The organism is Aeromicrobium erythreum (assembly GCF_001509405.1).
Classification (GTDB): domain Bacteria; phylum Actinomycetota; class Actinomycetes; order Propionibacteriales; family Nocardioidaceae; genus Aeromicrobium; species Aeromicrobium erythreum.
Genome location: NZ_CP011502.1, coordinates 860,388 through 878,835, shown reverse-complemented (window position 1 = coordinate 878,835; position 18,448 = coordinate 860,388). Strand labels below are relative to the sequence as shown.

The following is an 18,448-nucleotide window of genomic DNA, read 5'->3' as shown; positions in this document are numbered from 1 at the left end:
TCGTTCGAGGGGCACAACGAAGACCGCGCCCCGTCGGTTCCCTGGAAGGCTACCCGGGCTGGGCGGCTGGGGCTGTCACGGTGGCCTAGGGTCGGTCGCGTGAACGACAGACTGGTGTGGATCGACTGCGAGATGACCGGGCTCTCCCTCGAGACCGACGCGTTGGTGGAGGTGGCGGCGCTCGTCACCGACTACGAGCTCAACGTGCTGGGGCAGGGCGTCGACCTCGTCATCAAGCCCCCGGCGCAGGCGCTGGAGCAGATGAACGACGTGGTGACGCGCATGCACACCGCCTCCGGGCTGATCACCGAGCTCGAGGCCGGCACGACGCTGCGCGACGCCGAGGAGCAGGTGCTCGCCTACGTCCGCGAGCACGTGAAGGAGCCGCGCAAGGCGCCGCTCGCGGGCAACACGGTCGGCACCGACCGGACGTTCCTCGCCCGCGACATGGTCGAGCTGGAGGGCTTCCTGCACTACCGCGTCATCGACGTGTCGTCGATCAAGGAGCTCGCCCGCCAGTGGTTCCCCCGTGCCTACTTCGCGGCTCCCGCGAAGGCCGGGCACCACCGTGCGCTGGCCGACATCGCCGAGAGCATCGACGAGCTGCGCTACTACCGCCGCGCCGTCTTCGTCGGCGATCCCGGGCCCGAGACGGAGGCGGCCCGCGCGCTCGCCGCCGAGGTCGCGGCCAGCTCGACCCTCGGCCGTCTGGAGGGCTCCGAGGAGTCGTGACGGGGCACCGGCGGGGCCGCGCGCGACGTGGGCTATGATCGTCCGCGTCGTGACGGCCTGCCGCCACGCATGGTGGGCGTAGCTCAGTTGGTAGAGCACCGGCTTGTGGTGCCGGTGGCCGCGGGTTCAAGTCCCGTCGTCCACCCCATGTGACCGAGGCGCGAGCCGCCCGAGGTGTCCACCTCGGCGCGGGTCGCGCCTCGTCCGCGTCCGGGCGGCGCGACGGCCGCTCCCCGCCCCTCCTGCACCCCCTCGCAGCGATCGACCCGACCCGCCTGGCACGGGGTGCGTCCTCCTCGTCCGGACGTGTAGGGTGGGTGTCAGTTGTAGGCGTTAGTTGTGCCAGAAAGATCGAGCGCGCCGGGTCCCCCCGGTCGCTCCAGCTTCTCCCGGTTGATGCGCGTCGCGACACCCGTCGCATGCGACACGCGCATGCGCACCACCGAAGGAGAAACATATGGCTACCGGAACTGTGAAGTGGTTCAACGCTGACAAGGGCTTCGGCTTCATCGCCCCCGACCAGGGTGGCGAGGACGTCTTCGCCCACTTCAGCGCCATCCAGGCGAGCGGCTACCGCTCGCTCGAGGAGAACCAGAAGGTCGAGTTCGACGTCGAGCAGGGCCAGAAGGGCCTGCAGGCGGCCAACATCCGCCCGCTCTGATCTCAGCTCGTCACCCTGACGAGTCACACGACGCCCCCACCGCGTGCGGTGGGGGCGTCGTCGCGTTCAGGGGCGGTTCTCGCTCGACCTGGGGCTGCGTTGGCGCGGCTTCTCAGTCGAGTGGGGCTGCGTCGGCGCGGCTTCGACTCGTCCTGCGCTCCGAAAGGGCCTCGACCGGGCGGCTGGGTGGCGCGCTGCGCTGGGTTCTCGGGCTGCGGGTCGGTGTTGAGGGTCGAGCGGTGGGTTCACCACCGAATCGTCGTCGGCGGTGGATCTGCCACCTTCTCAGCGCTGTACAGGTGGCGGATCCACCGCCGGGAGGGTCAGACGTGGCAGAGGTTCTCCCTTCTCGTGGACCGTGCCACGAGAAGGGAGAAGCACTGCCCACCCCACCCGCAAGGGCACCCACGATTCTTCCTTCGTGCGCTCGAGGTCGAACGCTTCTGCGTTGATGACGGGATCCCGTAGCCAACGCAGAAGCATTGGAGTCCCGCACACGAACGCAGAATCTTGCGTCCACCCGCGCAAAAAGCCACAGCCCGAGACCCCAGACCAGCGCGGTCGCCAGCCGCCCGGTCGAGGCCCTTTCGGAGACCACACCCAGCGCCAGCCGAGGCAGCGCACCAGCAGGACGAGACGACCGCAGCCCACGCAGCCGCAGCCCAACCAGGAGCCGAGCCCCCTACGACCCGTCCTGCTCGACCTCGACGTCGCCGGACTGCGTCCTGACGCGTACGACGCGGGCGTCCTGCGCGTCGGTGGCGGGGATGGTGTCGTCGACCTCGCCGGACTCGCTGCGTGCGTCGACGGCGTAGGGCGTGCGTGTCTGCGGGAGGCCGAGGTCGACGTCGCCGCTGCCGGTGGCGACCTTGACGGCGAACGGCGGGCGGGCGAACGTCGCCTCGACGTCGCCCGACCCGGTGCGGACGGTGAGGTCCTGCGTGCGCAGCCGCTCGGCCTCCACGTCGCCCGACCCGGTCCGCACGGCCACCGCCCCGTCGAGTCCCGAGACGTCGACGTCGCCGGACCCGGTCAGGAGGTCGACGGCCGTGCCCTCGGGCACCGTGATCGTCACGTCGACGCCGCAGCCCGGGCTCAGGAGGGGGCGGCACGCGGCCTCGAGCCGGGTCGCCCCGCCCACCCGCTCGACCTCGAAGTGCGTGTCGAAGAGCCCGCTCGTCACGCGCGCCACGTAACGAGGCACCGTGACGTCACCCTGCACGACCCGCACGTCGGTCGGCCCGGCCTGCAGCCGCAGGAGTCCGGATCCCTCCAGGTCGAGCTCGCCGGTCTCGGTGCGGGTGTCGCCCCACAGGTGCGACGCGAGGGCGAACCCGCCGAGCACGAGGACGGCGAGCACGGCCGTGATGACCACGGGCCGCAGCGTCCGCACGAGCGGCGACGGTCCCGGGTCGTCCTCCAGGTCACCCACGTCGTCGAGGGCGCCCGGCGGCGGGTCGTGCATCACGGCGTGTCGGCGGTGGCGACCGGCACGACGTCAGGAGCCCCCATGCGGGCGGCGTCGGCCGTCTCGTCGTCGGGCATGGTCTGCGACTCGCGCTCGGCGGCGACCCGCTTGAGGTAGTGCTCGACCTCGACGTCGCGCTGCTCGCCCGTCCACCCCAGCGCGTCGCCCATGAGGTCGGCGACCTCGCGGGCCACCTCGGTGCCGCGGTCGAAGGTCTCGATGGAGATGCGGGTGCGACGGGCGATGACGTCGTCGAGGTGACGCGCGCCCTCGTGGGTCGTGCCGTAGACGACCTCGGCGCGCAGGTAGTCGTCGGCGCCGCCGAGGGGCTCGCCGAGCGTCGCGTCGGTGGTGACGAGGTCGAGCACCTCGACGACGAGGGACCCGTAGCGTCGCAGCAGGTGCTCGATGCGCGCGACGGAGAGTCCGCTGTCGGCGGCCAAACGGTGCCGCTGGTTCCAGAGCGCCTCGAAGCCGTCGGCGCCGAGCAACGGCACGTCCTCGGTGCACGACGCCGGGACGACGCGGTCGAGCTGGCGGGTCATGCTGTGCACGGCAGCGTCGACGGCGTCCTTGGCCATCACCCGGTACGTCGTGTACTTGCCGCCCGCGATCACCACGAGGCCCTTGACGCTGGTGGAGACGGCGTGCTCGCGCGAGAGCTTGCTGGTGGCCTCGTCCTCGCCCGCCAGCAGCGGCCGCAGGCCCGCGTAGACGCCCTCGACGTCGGCGTGGGTCAGCGGCTCGACCAGCACGCGGTTGACGTGCTCGAGGAGGTAGTCGATGTCGTTGCGGCTGGCCGCCGGATGGTCCTTCGAGAGGTCCCAGTCGGTGTCGGTGGTGCCGATGATCCAGTGCCGGCCCCACGGGATGACGAAGAGCACGGACTTCTCGGTGCGCAGGATGAGCCCGCCCTCGCCGCGGATGCGGTCGCGCGGCACGACGAGGTGGATGCCCTTGGAGGCGCGCACGTGGAACTGGCCGCGCTCGGCGGCCATCCCCTGCGTCTCGTCGGTCCAGACGCCGGTCGCGTTGAGCACCACCGACGCGCGGACGTCGAGCTCGCGCCCGGACTCGAGGTCCTTGAGGCGGGCGCCGACCACGCGACCGCCCTCGCGGAGCAGGTCGACGACGCGGGTCCGGCTGGCGACGTGCGCGCCGTAGGCGGCGGACGTGCGGGCGAGGAACATCGTGTGGCGGGCGTCGTCGACCTGGGCGTCGTAGTAGCGCAGCGCGCCGACGAGCGCGTCCTTGCGCAGGCCGGGGAAGATCTTGCGCGCCCCGCGGCGGGTGTGGTGGCGGTGCAGCGGCACGCCCTTGCCGTAGCCGGACGCCTTGCTCATCGCGTCGTACAGCGCGACGCCGGACCCGGCGTAGAAGCGCTCCCAGCCGCGGTGCTGCAGCGGGTACAGGAAGGCCACCTCCTGCACGAGGTGCGGCGCGAGCTTCTGCAGGTTCAGCCCGCGTTCCTTCAACGCCTCGGCGACGAGCCGGAAGTCGAGCATCTCCAGGTAGCGCAGGCCGCCGTGCATGAGCTTGCTGGACCGGCTCGACGTGCCCGACGCGAAGTCGCGCGCCTCGACCAGACCGACCGAGAGACCGCGGGTGGCGGCGTCGAGGGCGGCGCCGGCGCCGACGACTCCTCCCCCGATGACCAGGACGTCGAGCGGGGCGGCCTCCATCGCGTCGAGGGCGGCCTGGCGGGCGTGGGGCGAGAGAGGGACGGGGCGCATGCCTCCAGTCAAACAGAGACCCCTCCACGGTGCGCCCTGGGAGGCGCCGCGCCAGTGCGCCCGGCCTAACCCGGTGCCGCCTCCCTCGTTGTGCAGCCGTGGACGCGATACGACGGCACCCCTTCGTGGCGGTGGGGATCCTGGCAGGGCTCGCCCTGCTGGCGGCCCTGCTGGTGCCGATGGGCGGGTCCGGCGCGAGCGGTCGCGACGCCGCGGCCGCCGACGACCAGGGCGTCGAGCGTCCTGGCCTGAGCCGATCCACCCCGTCGCCGTCGATGTCGGCGGCCGCGTCCGACCCCGACGCGGAGCCGAAGGGGCTCGCTCCCCGCTCGGTGACCGGGTTGCAGGAGCCTGCCGGACTTCCCGGCAGTGGCGGTTCCTTCAGCGTCCGCGCCCGGCGCATCACCCTGAGTGCGACGTCGAGCGAGCCGATCGGCGTCGTCGGCTACCTCGTGCCGACCAGCCGCGACCGACCGAGCGGCACGGTCACCGGCGTCGGGACGTCGTGGTCGATGAGCACGCTCGTGTACGGCCGACCCGACTACGCGCAGATGTTCATGCAGGCCGGACCGAGCGGCGCGACGATCACGTGCACGATCACGGTCGACGGCAGGGTGACGGAGCAGCGCTCCTCGGCCGGGCCGTACGGGCAGCTGTTCTGCCAGGGCTGACCCCGACGCTGCGCGGGCGAGACGCCCGTTCTGCCAGAGTGGCGCCATGACGCGCAGGTGGTTCACGCAGCCCGAGGGGTCGGGCTGGTACGCGGTGCCCTCCGACGAGGTCGCGGAGTCGCGGGAGGAGACGGCCGACGTCGTGGTGCTCGGCGGAGGCCACAACGCGCTCGTCGCCGCGACCTACCTGGCCCGGGCCGGCCTCGACGTCGTGCTGCTCGAGCGGCTCGACCACGTGGGCGGCGCGGCGGTCAGCGCCCGGACCTTCCCCGAGCACGACGCGCGGCTCTCGCGCTACTCCTACCTCGTCAGCCTCATGCCTGAGGCGCTCGTGAGGGAGCTCGGGCTCGACCTGGAGCTGCGTTCGCGCGGCACCGCCTCCTACACGCCCTACGAGCGCGACGGCGAGCCGCGCGGGCTGCTCGTCGAGACCGACGAGGGCGAGGCCACGCGGGTGTCCTTCCGCGCCCTCACCGGCGACGACGACGCGTTCGAGGCCTGGCGGGCGTTCTACGGCGAGGTCGGCGGACTCGCCGCTGCCGTCGCGCCCACCCTGCTGCAGCCGCTCCCCCGGGTCGGCGACCTCGGGCCCGCCACCGGCCAGCCCGTGTGGACCGATGTCGTCGAGCGACCGCTGGGCGAGGCGCTGGAGCGTCGCTTCGCCGACGACGTCGTGCGCGGCGTGGTCGGCACCGACGGGCTCATCGGCACCTTCGCGTCGCTGCACGACCCGTCCCTCGCGCAGAACCGCTGCTTCCTCTACCACCTCGTAGGCAACGGGACGGGCGAGTGGCGCGTGCCGGTCGGCGGGATGGGTGCGGTGACCGGCGAGCTGGAGCGCGTGGCGCGGGAGGCGGGGGTGCGGATCCTCACCGGCGCCACGGTGACGCGCGTCAAGCAGCTCGAGGAGCGCGAGGCGTGCGACTGCGGAGACCCCGGCGAGGAGGCCGGCGTCGTCGTCGACGCCGTCGGCGACGACGGGCCCCTGCACGTCAGCGCCGCGTACGCGCTCAGCGGCATCGCGCCGCACGCCCTCGACGCGCTGCTGTGGCCCGACGACCAGGCCGGCCTGCCCCGGCCGTCCGGCTCCCAGCTCAAGATCAACCTGCTCGTCTCGCGCCTGCCCCGGCTCCGCTCCGGCGACGACCCGACGGTCGCGTTCGCCGGGACGTTCCACGTCGACGAGGCCATGAGCCAGGTCGAGGCCCTGCACGCCGCGGCCGAGCGCGGGGAGCAGCCGTTCGCGTCGGGCGAGCTGTACTGCCACACGCTCACCGACCGGTCGATCCTCGGACCCGAGCTGGCGGCGACCGACGCCCAGACCCTCACCTGGTTCGGCCTGCACACCCCCTACGAGAACCTGCTCGACGACGGAGCCGCCGAGCGCGAGTACCGGCGGTTCCTCACCGCCATCGACGCGTACCTCGCCGAACCCCTCGAGCCGCTCGTGCTCGGCGTGGAGGTCAAGACGCCCGCCGACGTCGAGCAGGCCCTCGCCATGCCCGGCGGGCACATCTTCCACGGCGACCTCGCCTGGCCCTGGCTCGAGGACGACGAGCCCGCCGAGACCCCCGCGCAGCGGTGGGGCGTCGCGACCGCCCACGACCGGATCCTGCTGTGCGGCAGCGGCGCCCGACGTGGCGGCGCCGTGAGCGGCATCGCGGGCCACAACGCCGCCCACGCCCTCCTCGAGCTGCTCGGCCGCTGACCCCGATTTCGGCTCCCGGACCCCTGCTGGTAATGTTCTCTGAGCGCGAGCACCCCTAGCTCAATTGGCAGAGCAGCTGACTCTTAATCAGCGGGTTCACGGTTCGAGTCCGTGGGGGTGTACCAGGAAAGAGCCGAGATTGCAGTCGATAGCAGCCTCGGCTCTTTCTTTTACTTGAGGCCGACATAACTCGCGGACGGTACAGTTCGACCGCCTCGACATCCTGGTAGAGCGATCGACTGCCTCACCCCCGAGGCTCTCTCCACATCAACGACCAGGCGCCAACCTCATGACCGGTTGCAACTAGACCGCTATCTGGAACTGGTACGTGTCAATCCGCCTCAGTCCGGACGTCGCCGGAAGTAGGGTGCGTGCGTGACTCAGATCCTCGTGGCACTGGTGACCTTCGGCCTCCCTGCCTTGGTAGCGATCGGCTCCTCCTCTCGAAGACAACTCAGCTTGATCCGCGAAGAGGTGAAGACCCTCAAGGAGCTTCCCACTGACTCGATTGCCGCGCAGCGGATGCGCGATCAGATCGACGAAGCAGTCCGGCTGTACATGGTCACGAGTCACGGCAAGAGCCGGTTCTGGAACCGCCTTTCGCTCTTCATCGGGCTCACTCTCATCTACTGGGGCTTCGCTTTCGCGCTCCTTCTGACCGCCGACTCCTCGATCGTGAGCGACTTGTATCGCGACGAGAGGGAGGAGGCCTTCGGCACCGTTCTCGCGATCGGCGTAACGATCGCCGGCGTGATCCTGATCGTTGTCACCCTGCTGCAGCGGCTCACACACCGCCGTAGCGCGGAAGGCCGAAGGAAGTAGCCCGGTAACTGGGGTTCGAATTCTCGACATCACGAGCCCCTTGTTCCGAAGTAGGGTGCTCTAGTGGACGCGGGCAGCCTTGCCGACTGGGTGGCGGCGGTCGGAACGATGCTCGCACTTGTCTGGGCACTGTTCCTGTACCGGCGGAACATCCGCGAGAGAGAGGAGCGCGCCGCGCGCCAGGTCTATCCCCTAGATCATGGGTCGGGAAATGTTCAGCCCGATGAGCCCGCCGAGTTCGCGCCTGAGGTGTTCGACATCTTCGTTCATGACGATGTGGAGCACGGGGGGTATCTGATCCGATCCGCTGCCCACGGCAACCCCATGCGGTCGACAATCGTTCCCAAGCAAGTCACCCTCGTTTACACCGCAGCGATTGTGAACGGTAGTGACGAGCCCATCACCACGGTCAACTTCGAGATTGCGACTCTCGGTGGAGCGACGGTCAAAAGCTTCACGTACGACAGAGTTCAGATCGTGTTGCCCGGTGAGACGAAGGCAGTCGTACTCCTCCTTCCCCACTTCAAGGACAGAGCCGGCAGCTCGGTACTCATGCTGGGACTTACAGTCGCCGTCCGCTTCACTGATTCGTCCGGGCGGCGCTGGCGACGGGTTGTGGGGTGGCCGACGGAGTCGGTGGAGAACGAGTGGTACAACGGTCGCCGACCCAGAACCTTCCGACGTGACGTCGGGCGATTCCGCCGGAAGGCAGCTGTTCGGGTGAAGAAGATCGGCCGCTACTTCTGGCCCGCCAAGCTCAATCAGAAGTAGGGCCCGCTCCCGGCGACAGGCGGTCCGAGAAGACAGGGTGTCTACGAGCCGTCGGTGACGATGGTCACCCATGTCGGTTCGGTGTTCGGGTCTGCCCCAAGTCTTGTTGACACTCAGGCGTTGTAGCGGTTAGGCCGCCTCTGCGGCTACGTAGTTCGTCCCAATCTCGACGGGGGTGAGCCTGGCGAGGGCCTCTGGCGACGTCGCAATTCTATGGAGACGGCGACAACGCCAAGGCGGAGTCCTTCTTCATCATCCTGCAGAGAACGTTCTAGTAGCCGACGCGGGGACAGCCAATTACACCTCCGCCTGGCGATCGCGACCTGGATCGAGAACATGTGCAACCTGCACGGCCAGGGAAAGCTCTGGCTCTGGGACACCTCCGCGCACCCCACCCGCGAGGACAAGCTCCACTACTCCGCGACACGGACGAACAGTTTCCCGCTCGTCCGAGAGATGGCTGCGGCCGGCGCCCTTGTCAGAGTGACCTGCCCGGGAACCCGATACTGGTCCCGGCCGTTGGACGCACCATGAAGTGCCCCACCGACGGTTCCACCCTGACCATGAGCGAGCGTGCCGGCGTCGAGATCGACTACTGCCCCGAGTGCCGGGGCGTCTGGCTCGACCGTGGCGAGCTCGACAAGATCCTCGACCGCGCCACGGCCGACGCCCCCGCAGCCCCCGCGCCGCGCGACGAGCGTCGTCCTGAGCGCGACCGGGACGACCGGTACCGCCCCGACGACCGGTACCGCGACGACCGCTACCGCAAGCCGAAGAAGAAGGAGCACTGGCTCATGGAGATCCTCGGCTGAACCGTCCACGGAGCGGACACGCCGGAACACCACGCGGACCGTCACGGTTGACGACCCCATGAAGATCCTGCTCACCGGGGGAACCGGGTTCGTGGGTGCAGCCGTGCTGCGCCGCCTCGTCGACGACGGCCACGCCGTCACCGCCGTCGTCCGGAGCGAGAGCTCCGGGCAGACCGTCGCCGCTGCGGGCGCCACGCCGCTGCAGGGCGATCTCTTCGACAGGGCCTGGCTGGCGGCGCAGCTGCGCGAGCACGACGCCGGCGTGCACACCGCCGCCCCGGGCGACGAGACGTCCGCGACCATGGACGACGCCGTCGTCGACGCCGCGGTCGAAGCCTTCGCCGGCACCGACAAGCCGTTCGTGCACACCGGAGGGGTCTGGACCTACGGCTCCGGCGCCGACCTCGACGAGGAGACGCCGTACGACGCGCCCGCCATCACCGCCTGGCGCCAGGCACGCGAGGACCGGCTCCTCGACTCCTCGGTCCGCGCCACCGTCGTGCAGCCCGGCATCGTGCACGCGCCGGGCCAGGGCATCGCCCAGCAGCTCGTGGCCGCACCCCGCACCGGCGAGGGCGCACTCGAGCTGGTCGGCTCGGGCGAGCAGCACTGGACCACGATCCACGTGGACGACCTGGCCGACCTCTACGCGCTGGTCGTCGCGAGCGGCTCCGGCCACGGGCGCCTGCTCGGCGTCAGCGGCCACTCCCCCAGCGTCCGCGACCTCGGGCTCGCGCTGGCCGACGCCGTCGCGGGCACCTCGGTCGAGACCGTGCACGAGAGGCTCGGCGAGGCCTTCGGCGACGCGCTGCTCCTCGACCAGCAGGCCAGCGGCGCCAAGGCGCGCTCGTTGGGCTGGCAGCCCACGCGGCCGACGCTCGTCGAGGAGCTGCGGGCCGCCCGCGCCTGAGCGCCGTGGCAGCCATGTGGGTCGGCTGGCTCGAGGCCGAGCTGCTCCTCGGAGACGTGCACACGCTCAAGCAGAAGCGCGCGGTCGTGCGACCCGTCGTGGCCGAGCTGCGACGCGCGCTCGACGTGTCGGTGGCCGAGGTCGGCCATACCGACCTCTACCGACGCACCGTCGTGGGCGTGGCCCTGACGTCGGGCGACCACGCCCACGCCGACGCGCTGCTCGACCGAGCCGAGCGGCTCCTCGCCTCGCGGCCCGACGTCGACCTGCTGTCGGTGCGTCGTCGCCTCGTGCGCAGCGACGACCTCGACTGAGCCGTCACCCGACGACGACACGCGCCGTGAGGGCCACCGCCCCGACCACGGTCGTCACGCCGGCCGCCAGCCACGCGCCGCCGAACCGCTCCAGACTCTCCTGCAGCGTGTGCGGAGGTCGCGGCTCGTCGGCGGGTGCGGCGGGGACGGGACGGTGGTCGGGTGCGGCGGTCATGCTCAGAGCCTGCGCCCGGGACGCATCAAGGATCCAGCGGGCGTCGCGTCAGGATCGCGTCAGGACAGGTCCGACAGCAGCCGGTAGCCGAGCCCGGGATCGGTGATGAGCATGCGCGGGTGCGCGGGGTCGTCCTCGAGCTTGCGACGCAGCTGCGCGAGGTAGACCCGCAGGTAGTGCGTCTCCCGCTCGTAGGTCGGCCCCCACACCTCGGTCAGGAGGGTGGTCTGGCGCACCAGGCGTCCCTGCGCCCGCGCCAGGACCTCCACGATCTTCCACTCCGTCGGGGTCAGGTGCACCGGCTCGCCGGCCCGGGTGGCCCGTCGGTCCTCGACGTCGAGCACCAGGTCGCCCACCGTCACGACGGGCGCCCGCGAGGGCGCGGCCCGACGTAGCGCCGCCCGGACGCGCGCCAGGAGCTCCTCCATGCCGAACGGCTTCGTCACGTAGTCGTCGGCCCCGAGGTCGAGCGCCTCCACCTTGTCGTCGGACTCGTGCCGCGCCGACAGCACGACCACGGGCACCTGCGACGTCTCGCGGATCCGCCGCAGCACCTCCGTGCCGTCGAGGTCGGGCAGGCCCAGGTCGAGCAGGACGACGTCGGGCACCCGCTCGGTGAGCGACTGCAGCGCGGACCGGCCGTCCGCCACCGTCTCGACCTCGTAGCCCCGCGCGCGCATCGCGATGCCCAGGGTCCGCAGGATCGCCGCGTCGTCGTCGACCGCCAGCACCACCGTCATGCGTCGTCGCCTCCCGTCGTCAGCGTCATGGAGCCCTCCCGGGGCAGCTCGACCACGAGCGTGAGCCCGCCGCCGGGGGTGTCCTCGGCGGTCAGACGTCCGCCCATCGCCTCCGTGAGACCGCGGGCGACGGCAAGGCCGAGCCCGACCCCGGCCCCGCGCGGGACGTCGCCGAGACGCTGGAACGGCTCGAACATCTGCGCTCGGCGGTGCTCCGGCACACCGGGTCCTCCGTCGACCACGCGCACCACGACGTGCTCGCGCGTGGCGGTCGCGTCGACCCGCACCGTCGAGCCCGCCGCGTGCTTGTGGGCGTTCTCGACGACGTTCGCGAGCACCCGCTCGAGCAGCGCGGTGTCGGCGCGCGCCTCCGGGAGGTCGTCGGGCACCTCGAGCACCGTCGGCGTCCCTGCGGCGGCCCGCTGGGCCACCGACAGCACGTCGACGGGCTCCGCACGAGCCACGACCGCCCCGGTCTGCAGCCGGCTCATGTCGAGCAGGTCGACCACGAGCGCGTCGAGCCGGTCGGCGCCGTCCTCGATGGTCTCGAGCAGGTCGGCTCGGTCCTGGTCGGACCAGTCGACGCCGGGGTCGCGCAGGCTGCTCACCGCCGCCTTCACCGCCGCCAGCGGCGTCCGCAGGTCGTGGGACACGGCGGCGAGGAGCGCCGTGCGCGTCCGGGCGGTCTCCGCCAGCACCCGTCGCTCGGCCTTGAGCGCCACGGCCGCGCGGCGCTCCAGCAGCACCGTCGCGTGGGCGACGACGGCCGCCAGCAACGGCTCCTCCACGGCCTCGGCCGCCGACCCCCACAGCACGAGTACGTGCTCGTCGCCCACCGGCACCGTCCGCTCCGGACCCGACGTCACGCCGTGCTCCCCCAGCACGCGGCCGTCCGTCGTGCACAGCTGGGCGCCGTCGACGCCGAACAGGTCGACGGTCGTGCGCAGCAGACGCCGCAGGTCGTTCCCCGCGTGCACGAGCTGGTGCGCCAGCACGCTCAGGCTGTCGGCCTCCGCCCGGGCCCTGCCGGCCAGCCCGGCGAGCCGGGCCGCGCGATCGACGACGAGAGCAACCGACATGCCGACCGCCACGAAGAGGACGACCGCCACCGCGTTCTCGCCCGTGGCGATGCGCAGCGTCTGCACGGGAGGCGTGAAGAAGTAGTTCAGGACGCCGCCGCTGACGAACGCGGCCACGACGGCCGGGCGCAGACCACCCACCAGGGCGGTGCCGATGACGAGCACCATGAACAGCATGGCCTCGGTGGGCAGACCGTGGAGGTCGCGGGTGGCGAGCAGCAGACCGGCCAGCACGAACGGCCCGAGCAGCGCCACGGCGAAGCCCGCCCACGTCCGACGTCGTCCGAGCGCCGACTCCTCGCGCACCCTGGCCTGGCGCCGTCGGGCCTCGTCGTGCGTGACGATGTGCACGTCGATGTCGCCGGACTCGGACACGATCGTCTCGCCGATGCCGGGGCGCAGCAGCGTCGACAGCCGCCCGCGCCGGCTGGCCCCGATGAGCACCTGGGTCGCGTTGCGGGCGCGCGCGAAGTCGAGGATCGCGGCCGCGGCGTCGTCGCCGACCACCGTGTGGAAGCTGCCACCCAGCTCCTGCGCCGTCGTGCGCAGCTCCTCGAGCCGGTCCGGGCCGGTCTGGCGCAGGCCGTCGCCGCGCGACACGTACAGCGCCGTCCAGGGCGCCCCGCCGTCGCCCGACGGACCCGAACCGCGCGAGGCGATCCGCGCGGCGCGCCGCATCAGCGGCTCCGACTCCGGGCCACCCGTGACGCCCACGACGATCCGCTCGCGCGTCGCCCACGTGGCCTCGATCTCGTGACGCGCCCGGTAGCGCTCGAGGCCCTCGTCGACCCGCTCGGCGAGCCAGAGCAGGGCCAGCTCCCGCAGCGCGGCGAGGTTGCCCTCGCGGAAGAACTGCGACAGCGCCGCGTCGACGCGCTCGGCCGGGTAGACGTTCCCGTGGGCCAGGCGGCGGCGCAGCGCCGACGGGCTCATGTCGACCAGCTCGATGGCCTCCGCCGACCGCACGAACGCATCGGGCACGGTCTCGCGCTGGCGGACGCCGGTGATCGCCTCGGTGACGTCGTTCAGCGACTCCAGGTGCTGCACGTTCACGGTGGTGACGACGTCGATGCCGGCCGCGAGCAGCTGGTCGACGTCCTGCCAGCGCTTCACGTGCCCCGATCCTGGCGCGTTGGTGTGCGCCAGCTCGTCGACGAGGCACACCTGGGGCGCTCGGGCCAGCACCGCGTCGACGTCGAGCTCGGTCAGGGTCGTCGCGCCGTGCTGGACGGTGCGCCGGGGCACCACCTCGAGCCCGCCGATCCGCTCCTGCGTCAGCGCCCTGCCGTGCGTCTCGACGACTCCCACCACGACGTCGGTGCCGCGCGCTGCTCTGCGGCAGCCCTCGTCGAGCATCCTGTACGTCTTGCCGACCCCGGGCGCGGCGCCGAGGTAGACCCGCAGGCACCCGCGCCCGTGGTCGGGCGTGGCGTCGCCCCGCGTCTGGACCGTGTGCACGACGTCAGTCTGCACCCGACAGGCTCGCGTTCAGCTCGAGGACGTCCACCGTGGGCTCCCCGAGGAACCCGAGCTGGCGTCCGGAGGTGGCCTCGGCCACGAGACGACGCACGGTCTCCTCGTCGAGTCCGCGCTCCCGGGCGACCCGCGGCACCTGCAGCGCCGCGTAGGCGGGGCTGATGTCGGGGTCGAGCCCGGACCCCGACGCGGTCAGGGCGTCGGCGGGCACGGCCGACGGTGACACCCCGTCCTCGCGCGCCACCGCGGCCCGCCGCTCACGGATCGCCGCGAGAAGATCGGGGTTCGAGGGCCCGAGGTTCGACGGTGCCGACGCGAGGCCGTCGTAGTCGTTGGCCGACGGGCGCGGGTGGAACCACTGCGCGCCCTCGAAGGTCTGGCCGAGGAGGCGGGAGCCGACGGCGACGCCGTCGACGCGCAGCAGGCTGCCGTCGGCCCGGTCGGGCACGGCCCGGCCCACGGCCCACACGGCGGCCGGGTAGAGGACGCCGAGCAGCACGGTGAGCACGAGCAGCACGCGGACGGCGGCGAGGGACTGACGCAGGAGGTCGCGGATCACGACGGTCACCTGATTCCTGGGATCTGGGAGACGAGCAGGTCGATGAGCTTGATGCCGACGAACGGGACGACGACGCCACCCGCGCCGAAGACGAGCAGGTTGCGCCGCAGGACGCTCGCGGCGTCGGCGGCCCGGCTGCGCACGCCCTTGAGGGCCACCGGGATGAGTCCCACGATGACGAGGGCGTTGAAGATGACGGCCGAGAGGATCGCCGACTCCGGCGTGGCCAGCCGCATGACGTTGAGCGCGTCGAGCGACGGGTAGGCCGTCACGAACATGGCCGGCACGATCGCGAAGTACTTGGCGAGGTCGTTGGCGATCGAGAACGTCGTGAGCGCGCCGCGCGTGATGAGCAGCTGCTTGCCGATGCGCACCACGTCGATGAGCTTCGTCGGGTCGGAGTCGAGGTCGACCATGTTGCCGGCCTCCTTCGCCGCCGACGTGCCCGACGCCATCGCGACGCCGACGTCGGCAGCCGCGAGCGCGGGCGCGTCGTTGGTGCCGTCGCCGGTCATGGCCACGAGGCGGCCACCGGACTGCTCCTCGCGGATGAGTCGCATCTTGTCCTCGGGCGTCGCCTCCGCGAGCACGTCGTCGACACCGGCCTCCGCGGCGATCGCCCGCGCCGTCAGCGCGTTGTCGCCGGTGACCATGACGGTGCGGATCCCCATGCGTCGCAGCTCGGCGAACCGCTCGACCATGCCCTCCTTGACGACGTCCTTGAGGTGGACGACCCCGAGCACCCGGGTGGATCCGGCTCGACGCTCGGCGACGAGCAGGGGCGTGCCGCCGGACATCGAGATCTCGTAGCCGGCCGCCCCGACCTCCGCGGGGAGCCCGGCTCCGGTCCACGCCTCGACGGCGCTCCCGGCTCCCTTGCGCAGCTCGCGGCCGTCGGGCAGGTCGACGCCCGACATGCGTGTCTGGGCGGTGAACTCGACCGGCTCGGCGCCGGCCGGCAGCGGTGCGCCCGTGCCGCTGGCACCGGTGTCGGCCACCGCCAGGTCGACGATCGAGCGACCCTCCGGCGTCAGGTCGGCCAGCGAAGCGATGCGGGCGGCCTCCGTCAGCTCCGCCAGGGTGACGCCCTCCGCGGGCACGAAGCGCGACGCCCGGCGGTTGCCGTAGGTGATCGTGCCGGTCTTGTCGAGCAGCAGCGTGCTGACGTCGCCGGCCGCCTCGACCGCACGACCCGACATCGCGAGCACGTTCACCCGCACCAGACGGTCCATGCCGGCGATGCCGATGGCCGACAGCAGCGCCCCGATCGTGGTGGGGATCAGGCACACGAGCAGCGCGACCAGCACCACCGTGGGCTGCGGCGCGCCCGCGTAGTCGGCCATCGGGGAGATGGTGACGACGGCGAGCAGGAAGATGATCGTCGGGCTCACGAGCAGGATCGACAGAGCGATCTCGTTAGGGGTCTTGCGCCGCTCGGCGCCCTCGACCAGGGAGATCATCCGGTCGAGGAAGGTCTCGCCGGGCGCGGCGGTGATCCGCACGACGATCTCGTCGGAGAGGACGCGCGTGCCGCCCGTGACGGCCGACCGGTCCCCGCCGGCCTCGCGCACGACCGGCGCGGACTCCCCGGTGATGGCCGACTCGTCCACCGTCGCGACGCCCTCCACGACGTCGCCGTCTCCGGGGATCACCTCGCCGGCGCTGACCCGCACGAGGTCGCCCACCGTCAGCTCGGTGCCCGCCACGACCGACTCGCTGCCGTCGGAGGCGACGCGCCGGGCGGTGACGTCGGTGCGCGCCGCGCGCAGCGAGTCGGCCTGTGCCTTGCCGCGGCCCTCGGCGACGGCCTCGGCGAGGTTGCCGAACACGACCGTGAGCCAGAGCCAGACCGCGATGGCGACCGCGAAGACGCTCGGGTCGACGACCGCCGACACCGTCGTGACGAGGGAGCCGATCCACACGACGAACATGACCGGGCTGCGCCACAGGTGGCGGGGGTCGAGCTTGCGCAGCGCCGCGGGGAGCTGCTGGACGAGCTGCCGCGACAACGGCGTGGCAGCGGAGGTGCGGGTCATCGCGAGGCTCCTGTCAGGGCCTCGGCCACGGGGCCGAGGGCGAGGGTCGGGAAGAAGGTGAGGGCCGAGACGAGCAGCACGACGCCGACCACGAGCCCGCCGAACAGCAGGGTCGCGGTGGGCAGGGTGCCTGCCGTCGTCGGCACCCGACGCTGGCGGGCCAGCGAGCCGGCGAGCAGGACGACGAGCACGATCGGCACGAACCGGCCGAGCAGCATGGCCGCGGCAAGCGTCAGCTGGAAGAACGTCGACGTCACCGTGATGCCGCCGAAGGCGCTGCCGTTGTTGTTCGCGGCCGACGTGAACGCGTAGACGACCTCGGAGAAGCCGTGGCCTCCCGGGTTGCCCATGGCGTCGGCCGTCGACGGCAGCGCGATGGCGGTACCGATGCCGACGAGCACGAGGGCGGGGACGACGAGCGTGTAGAGCGCGACGTAGGTCATCTCCCGCGAACCGATCTTCTTGCCGAGCAGCTCGGGGGTCCGCCCGACCATGAGTCCGGCGACGAAGACGGCGAGGATCGCGGCGACGAGGATGCCGTAGAGGCCCGAACCGACGCCACCGGGCGAGACCTCGCCGAGCATCATGTGCGCCATCACTGTCCCGCCCCCGAGCGGCGACATGGAGTCGTGGGACGCGTTGACCGCTCCCGTCGAGGTGCCGGTGGTCGACACGGCGAACAACGCCGACGCCCACTCCCCGAAGCGGGTCTCCTTGCCCTCCATCGCCGCGCCGGCAGCCTGCGCGGCCTGGCCCTGCCCGCCGACCTCGGCCCACGTCGTCACGGCGAGGGCCCCGGTCCACAGCACGCCCATCGCGCCGAGCAGCACCAGGCCCTGGCGCCGCGAGCCGACCAGCGTCCCGAAGGTGCGGGTCAGGCAGACCGGCACCACCAGCAGGAGGAAGACCTGAAGCAGGTTGGTCAGCGCCGTCGGGTTCTCGAACGGGTGCGCGGAGTTCGCGTTGAAGAAGCCGCCCCCGTTCGTGCCGAGCTGCTTGACCGCCTCCTGGCTGGCGACGAGCCCGCCCGGCACCACCTGCGTGCCGCCGCCGAGGGCGCGCACCGTGACGTCGGAGAGGTTCTGCACGACCCCGCCGAGCAGGAGCAGCACTGCCGCGACCAGCGCCAGCGGGAGCAGGACGCGGACGGTGCCGCGGACGAGGTCGACCCAGAAGCTGCCGAGGGTGCTCGACTCCGCCCGTGTGAAGCCGCGGACCAGCGCGACCGCGACGGCGAGGCCGACGGCGGCCGAGACGACGTTCTGCACCGTCAGACCGAGCGCCTGTGCCGCGAAGCCCAGGGTCGACTCGCCGGCGTAGGACTGCCAGTTGGTGTTGGTGACGAAGGAGACCGCCGTGTTGAGGGCCATGTCCCAGGGCATCCCGGGCAGGCCACGGTCCCACGGGAGCGCGGCCTGGCCGAGGAGGATCGCCAGGAGCAGGACGATGCCGACGACGGAGAACGCGAGGAGGCTCAGCACGTACCCGCGGGCGCTCTGCTCGGCGTCGGGGTCGATGCCGCCGACGCGGTAGAGCGCGCGCTCGACGCGGAGGTGCCGGGTCGAGGTGAACACGCGCGCCATGTAGTCGCCGAGCGGGACGTAGACCACGGCGAGCAGGGTCAGCAGCGCCGCGATGGTCAGCAGGCCGGAGACGGTGTCGGACATGGGCGACTCAGAACCGGTCGGGCCGCACGAGGGCCACGACGAGGTAGACCAGCAGGGCGGCGACGCCGAGCAGCTGGAGTGCGGTGACGAGGGACATGCCCCCACCCCACACCC

18 protein-coding genes and 2 tRNA genes are annotated in these 18,448 nt (G+C 71.9%); 11 read left to right on the top strand and 9 right to left on the bottom strand.

Going from position 1 to position 18,448, the window contains the following annotated elements; translation table 11 throughout:
- Positions 1 to 99: 99 nt before the first annotated feature.
- From orn to Aeryth_RS04230, 3 genes are all read left to right on the top strand, one after another.
- Entirely contained in the window at positions 100 to 732 is a 633-nt protein-coding gene (gene orn, locus Aeryth_RS04240) for an oligoribonuclease (protein WP_067855089.1), read from the top strand.
- A gap of 72 nt (positions 733 to 804) precedes the next feature.
- Positions 805 to 880, top strand: a tRNA-His gene (locus Aeryth_RS04235).
- Positions 881 to 1,189: 309 nt separating this feature from the next.
- A complete protein-coding gene (locus Aeryth_RS04230; protein ID WP_067855085.1) occupies positions 1,190 to 1,393 on the top strand; it encodes a cold-shock protein in 204 nt (67 codons plus the stop codon).
- Between the two features lie 682 nt (positions 1,394 to 2,075).
- Here the strand turns inward: Aeryth_RS04230 and Aeryth_RS04225 are convergent.
- Positions 2,076 to 2,858, bottom strand: a complete 783-nt coding sequence (locus Aeryth_RS04225) for a DUF4097 family beta strand repeat-containing protein (protein WP_067855083.1) — start codon at positions 2,856 to 2,858, stop codon at positions 2,076 to 2,078.
- Positions 2,858 to 4,594, bottom strand: coding sequence for a glycerol-3-phosphate dehydrogenase/oxidase (locus Aeryth_RS04220; RefSeq protein WP_067855080.1), 1,737 nt, complete (start codon positions 4,592 to 4,594; stop codon positions 2,858 to 2,860). The genes Aeryth_RS04225 and Aeryth_RS04220 overlap by 1 nt, the downstream gene beginning before the upstream one ends.
- A gap of 125 nt (positions 4,595 to 4,719) precedes the next feature.
- Between Aeryth_RS04220 and Aeryth_RS04215 the strand changes: the two genes are divergently transcribed.
- The 8 genes from Aeryth_RS04215 (at position 4,720) to Aeryth_RS04180 (ending at position 10,602) form a co-directional block, all read left to right on the top strand.
- Positions 4,720 to 5,265: a hypothetical protein gene (locus Aeryth_RS04215; protein WP_067855075.1), complete on the top strand. Its 546-nt coding sequence runs from the start codon at positions 4,720 to 4,722 to the stop codon at positions 5,263 to 5,265.
- Positions 5,266 to 5,311: 46 nt separating this feature from the next.
- The gene (locus tag Aeryth_RS04210) at positions 5,312 to 6,973 is read left to right on the top strand and encodes a phytoene desaturase family protein (protein ID WP_083516246.1); all 1,662 of its coding nucleotides are present in this window, start codon (positions 5,312 to 5,314) and stop codon (positions 6,971 to 6,973) included.
- Between the two features lie 49 nt (positions 6,974 to 7,022).
- Positions 7,023 to 7,098: transfer RNA gene (locus Aeryth_RS04205), tRNA-Lys, on the top strand.
- Between the two features lie 250 nt (positions 7,099 to 7,348).
- Positions 7,349 to 7,795 carry a hypothetical protein gene (locus Aeryth_RS04200; RefSeq protein WP_067855072.1) on the top strand — a complete coding sequence of 149 codons (447 nt, stop codon included), beginning with the start codon at positions 7,349 to 7,351 and terminating at the stop codon, positions 7,793 to 7,795.
- A 63-nt stretch (positions 7,796 to 7,858) separates the two neighbouring features.
- Positions 7,859 to 8,566 carry a hypothetical protein gene (locus Aeryth_RS04195; RefSeq protein WP_067855069.1) on the top strand — a complete coding sequence of 236 codons (708 nt, stop codon included), beginning with the start codon at positions 7,859 to 7,861 and terminating at the stop codon, positions 8,564 to 8,566.
- Between the two features lie 530 nt (positions 8,567 to 9,096).
- Positions 9,097 to 9,378 carry a TFIIB-type zinc ribbon-containing protein gene (locus Aeryth_RS04190; protein ID WP_067855066.1) on the top strand — a complete coding sequence of 94 codons (282 nt, stop codon included), beginning with the start codon at positions 9,097 to 9,099 and terminating at the stop codon, positions 9,376 to 9,378.
- Positions 9,379 to 9,436: 58 nt separating this feature from the next.
- Complete coding sequence (locus Aeryth_RS04185) at positions 9,437 to 10,288, top strand: NAD-dependent epimerase/dehydratase family protein (protein ID WP_067855063.1); 852 nt, start codon at positions 9,437 to 9,439, stop codon at positions 10,286 to 10,288.
- Positions 10,289 to 10,302: 14 nt separating this feature from the next.
- Positions 10,303 to 10,602 (top strand): DUF503 domain-containing protein, encoded by a 300-nt coding sequence (locus tag Aeryth_RS04180; RefSeq protein ID WP_067861323.1) that lies wholly within the window; start codon positions 10,303 to 10,305, stop codon positions 10,600 to 10,602.
- A 4-nt stretch (positions 10,603 to 10,606) separates the two neighbouring features.
- Here Aeryth_RS04180 and Aeryth_RS17825 read toward each other — a convergent pair whose 3' ends face one another.
- The 7 genes from Aeryth_RS17825 to Aeryth_RS17275 are packed head-to-tail and all read right to left on the bottom strand — an operon-like array spanning position 10,607 to position 18,431.
- The gene (locus Aeryth_RS17825; protein ID WP_158509170.1) at positions 10,607 to 10,777 is read right to left on the bottom strand and encodes a hypothetical protein; all 171 of its coding nucleotides are present in this window, start codon (positions 10,775 to 10,777) and stop codon (positions 10,607 to 10,609) included.
- 59 nt (positions 10,778 to 10,836) lie between these two features.
- A complete protein-coding gene (locus Aeryth_RS04175; RefSeq protein ID WP_067855060.1) occupies positions 10,837 to 11,517 on the bottom strand; it encodes a response regulator in 681 nt (226 codons plus the stop codon).
- Complete coding sequence (locus Aeryth_RS04170; RefSeq protein WP_067861322.1) at positions 11,514 to 14,054, bottom strand: ATP-binding protein; 2,541 nt, start codon at positions 14,052 to 14,054, stop codon at positions 11,514 to 11,516. The genes Aeryth_RS04175 and Aeryth_RS04170 overlap by 4 nt, the downstream gene beginning before the upstream one ends.
- Positions 14,055 to 14,058: 4 nt before the next feature.
- Entirely contained in the window at positions 14,059 to 14,631 is a 573-nt protein-coding gene (gene kdpC, locus Aeryth_RS04165; RefSeq protein ID WP_236749866.1) for a potassium-transporting ATPase subunit KdpC, read from the bottom strand.
- Positions 14,632 to 14,636: 5 nt separating this feature from the next.
- Positions 14,637 to 16,667, bottom strand: coding sequence for a potassium-transporting ATPase subunit KdpB (gene kdpB, locus Aeryth_RS04160; protein WP_067855053.1), 2,031 nt, complete (start codon positions 16,665 to 16,667; stop codon positions 14,637 to 14,639).
- A complete protein-coding gene (gene kdpA, locus Aeryth_RS04155) occupies positions 16,664 to 18,334 on the bottom strand; it encodes a potassium-transporting ATPase subunit KdpA (RefSeq protein ID WP_067855050.1) in 1,671 nt (556 codons plus the stop codon). Before kdpA ends, kdpB begins: the two co-directional genes overlap by 4 nt.
- A gap of 7 nt (positions 18,335 to 18,341) precedes the next feature.
- Positions 18,342 to 18,431 (bottom strand): potassium-transporting ATPase subunit F, encoded by a 90-nt coding sequence (locus Aeryth_RS17275; RefSeq protein ID WP_083516245.1) that lies wholly within the window; start codon positions 18,429 to 18,431, stop codon positions 18,342 to 18,344.
- Positions 18,432 to 18,448 lie beyond the last annotated feature (17 nt).

What these genes read in the sequence shown, in the direction of transcription:
- Aeryth_RS04230 (WP_067855085.1), top strand. Translation starts at nt 1,190, where the DNA reads ATGGCTACCGGAACTGTGAAGTGGTTCAACGCTGACAAGGGCTTCGGC.
- Aeryth_RS04225 (WP_067855083.1), bottom strand. Translation starts at nt 2,858, where the DNA reads ATGCACGACCCGCCGCCGGGCGCCCTCGACGACGTGGGTGACCTGGAG.
- Aeryth_RS04220 (WP_067855080.1), bottom strand. Translation starts at nt 4,594, where the DNA reads ATGCGCCCCGTCCCTCTCTCGCCCCACGCCCGCCAGGCCGCCCTCGAC.
- Aeryth_RS04210 (WP_083516246.1), top strand. Translation starts at nt 5,312, where the DNA reads ATGACGCGCAGGTGGTTCACGCAGCCCGAGGGGTCGGGCTGGTACGCG.
- Aeryth_RS04190 (WP_067855066.1), top strand. Translation starts at nt 9,097, where the DNA reads ATGAAGTGCCCCACCGACGGTTCCACCCTGACCATGAGCGAGCGTGCC.
- Aeryth_RS04185 (WP_067855063.1), top strand. Translation starts at nt 9,437, where the DNA reads ATGAAGATCCTGCTCACCGGGGGAACCGGGTTCGTGGGTGCAGCCGTG.
- Aeryth_RS04180 (WP_067861323.1), top strand. Translation starts at nt 10,303, where the DNA reads ATGTGGGTCGGCTGGCTCGAGGCCGAGCTGCTCCTCGGAGACGTGCAC.
- Aeryth_RS17825 (WP_158509170.1), bottom strand. Translation starts at nt 10,777, where the DNA reads ATGACCGCCGCACCCGACCACCGTCCCGTCCCCGCCGCACCCGCCGAC.
- Aeryth_RS04175 (WP_067855060.1), bottom strand. Translation starts at nt 11,517, where the DNA reads ATGACGGTGGTGCTGGCGGTCGACGACGACGCGGCGATCCTGCGGACC.
- kdpB (WP_067855053.1), bottom strand. Translation starts at nt 16,667, where the DNA reads ATGACCCGCACCTCCGCTGCCACGCCGTTGTCGCGGCAGCTCGTCCAG.
- kdpA (WP_067855050.1), bottom strand. Translation starts at nt 18,334, where the DNA reads ATGTCCGACACCGTCTCCGGCCTGCTGACCATCGCGGCGCTGCTGACC.
- Aeryth_RS17275 (WP_083516245.1), bottom strand. Translation starts at nt 18,431, where the DNA reads ATGTCCCTCGTCACCGCACTCCAGCTGCTCGGCGTCGCCGCCCTGCTG.